5 protein-coding genes are annotated in these 1,484 nt (G+C 41.4%); all 5 read right to left on the bottom strand.

Annotation, left to right across the window (positions count from 1 at the left end; all coding sequences use genetic code 11):
- The coding region (locus BMG01_RS10525) for a helix-turn-helix domain-containing protein (RefSeq protein ID WP_233127309.1) at positions 1 to 350 on the bottom strand (350 nt) is incomplete at its 3' end.
- Between the two features lie 15 nt (positions 351 to 365).
- Positions 366 to 584, bottom strand: coding sequence for a hypothetical protein (locus BMG01_RS10520; RefSeq protein WP_004910691.1), 219 nt, complete (start codon positions 582 to 584; stop codon positions 366 to 368).
- Positions 585 to 594: 10 nt separating this feature from the next.
- Positions 595 to 756, bottom strand: coding sequence for a hypothetical protein (locus BMG01_RS10515; RefSeq protein WP_004910689.1), 162 nt, complete (start codon positions 754 to 756; stop codon positions 595 to 597).
- 106 nt (positions 757 to 862) lie between these two features.
- The gene (locus BMG01_RS10510) at positions 863 to 1,126 is read right to left on the bottom strand and encodes a hypothetical protein (protein ID WP_004910684.1); all 264 of its coding nucleotides are present in this window, start codon (positions 1,124 to 1,126) and stop codon (positions 863 to 865) included.
- Positions 1,123 to 1,389: a hypothetical protein gene (locus BMG01_RS10505; RefSeq protein WP_004910682.1), complete on the bottom strand. Its 267-nt coding sequence runs from the start codon at positions 1,387 to 1,389 to the stop codon at positions 1,123 to 1,125. The genes BMG01_RS10510 and BMG01_RS10505 overlap by 4 nt, the downstream gene beginning before the upstream one ends.
- Positions 1,390 to 1,484: the final 95 nt, after the last annotated feature.

Here is a 1,484-nt window from a genome sequence, read left to right as displayed (position 1 = left end):
TTCTTGATTGTGTTGACCGTTTCCCAAAACTCTTGCGCTGTGATGATGAAATACACCCCATTCGGTCTGCTCTTACTACTGCCAACTAAATAGCCTGCATTCCGCAACCTCGCCACGATTTCACTGACTTTGTGCTTGTTAATGTTCAATGTTCTAGATAGCTTTAACAGCGTGACTGCGTTGTCCCTGCCGTCTGGTAAAGCACTTAGAAATTGATGCTCAATATCTGTTAAATGTTCTTCTTTCATGTTAAAATGTGTATAGCAAAAGCCATGTATAGGGCGTTTGTGGTCGGTTATCACTGTTTCCTTGGCGGGGGATGTGATAGCTTTTTTTATGCCCTTTTTCATGCTCTGCATTCCTTTCTAGTTTTCTACTTGAAACAAATCACGTTCAATCACTAACACGTCATAAATGACTATCTTGTCATGTTTATAACCTGTTATCAGTCCTCGCCTTTTCCAGCTCTTGACTGTGCCTAAACTGACATCAAAGTGCTTGGCCACATTCTCCGCTCTTTTCCAAACGTGTTGCTGTTTCACTGCTCGTAACTCGTTCATAATGTCATCATTTGTTACTGCCATATCATCCCCTTTACACGTTATCAATGACTAGGCGTGTCATTGCTTTGTCTAGATGTTCATAGGCTGTCATAATCTCCGCCCGTGCTTTGTCATGCCCTTTGATTGCTTCACTGTCTGCAATGCTAGGCAATGTCTCAAACAGCTTATTCAACGTTTTGATGTACAAATTCATGCCTTGCGTCCTCCTTTGTGACTGTCGCCTACCACCATACCAGCGACAAAAGCGCCACCCACTAATACAATGATCGTAACTACTTGCCCTAACCAAATTGTGATACTCATTGTTCTTGTCCTTTTCTTAGTTGCTCTCTTACCTTTTGGCGTTGCTCATCCGTGAGTATTTTGCGCTTTCTTGTCATGAATGACCCACTAAATTCATCACTTATCAAACCTGCTAACCTGTCTTGCGTTTTTTCCTCAATTTCTCCCATAGCTGGCGTGTATTTTCTGATATGTGGTGGGTAGGTCGTATCAATGTGCCACTTACCTACTTCAACGTCATAAATCACGATTGTTTCTTGTTCTGACCGTGGTATTTTCATTCTGCTGTTTCCTCATCCCCTGATTGTTCTTGGTTCTCTAATGCCCCTTGCGTGTTCTCGTTATCTTCCAAACGGTCGTAATATTTGAGTTGCATATCTTCCAAATCTTTCAACATGTTAATGACCGTTGGTGTTGTGACATGGTCGCCTGCTTTCAAACTATCAACCAATGAAAGTGCTAACGTTTCTTGGATGTCTTCCAATGCGCTGTTAGTGTCCTTGATTACCTGGGCTTCGTTAAATAATGCGTTTGATACTGTCATGATAATTTCTCCTATCTCGTTGCTTTTATAGTGGTTCACTCTTGCACTTAAATGTATCTATTTGCCTTTAATTGACCTGTATTGTCTGGTATGAT

The sequence above is a fragment of the Leuconostoc sp. BM2 genome, from assembly GCF_002095565.1.
GTDB lineage: Bacteria > Bacillota > Bacilli > Lactobacillales > Lactobacillaceae > Leuconostoc > Leuconostoc falkenbergense.
Note: the sequence above shows the minus strand (reverse complement) of the source record. Positions and strands in the feature narration are given on the sequence as shown.

Excerpts from the sequence above, each read along its gene's own strand:
- BMG01_RS10520 (WP_004910691.1), bottom strand. The coding sequence starts at position 584 with ATGGCAGTAACAAATGATGACATTATGAACGAGTTACGAGCAGTGAAA.
- BMG01_RS10515 (WP_004910689.1), bottom strand. The coding sequence starts at position 756 with ATGAATTTGTACATCAAAACGTTGAATAAGCTGTTTGAGACATTGCCT.
- BMG01_RS10505 (WP_004910682.1), bottom strand. The coding sequence starts at position 1,389 with ATGACAGTATCAAACGCATTATTTAACGAAGCCCAGGTAATCAAGGAC.
- BMG01_RS10510 (WP_004910684.1), bottom strand. The coding sequence starts at position 1,126 with ATGAAAATACCACGGTCAGAACAAGAAACAATCGTGATTTATGACGTT.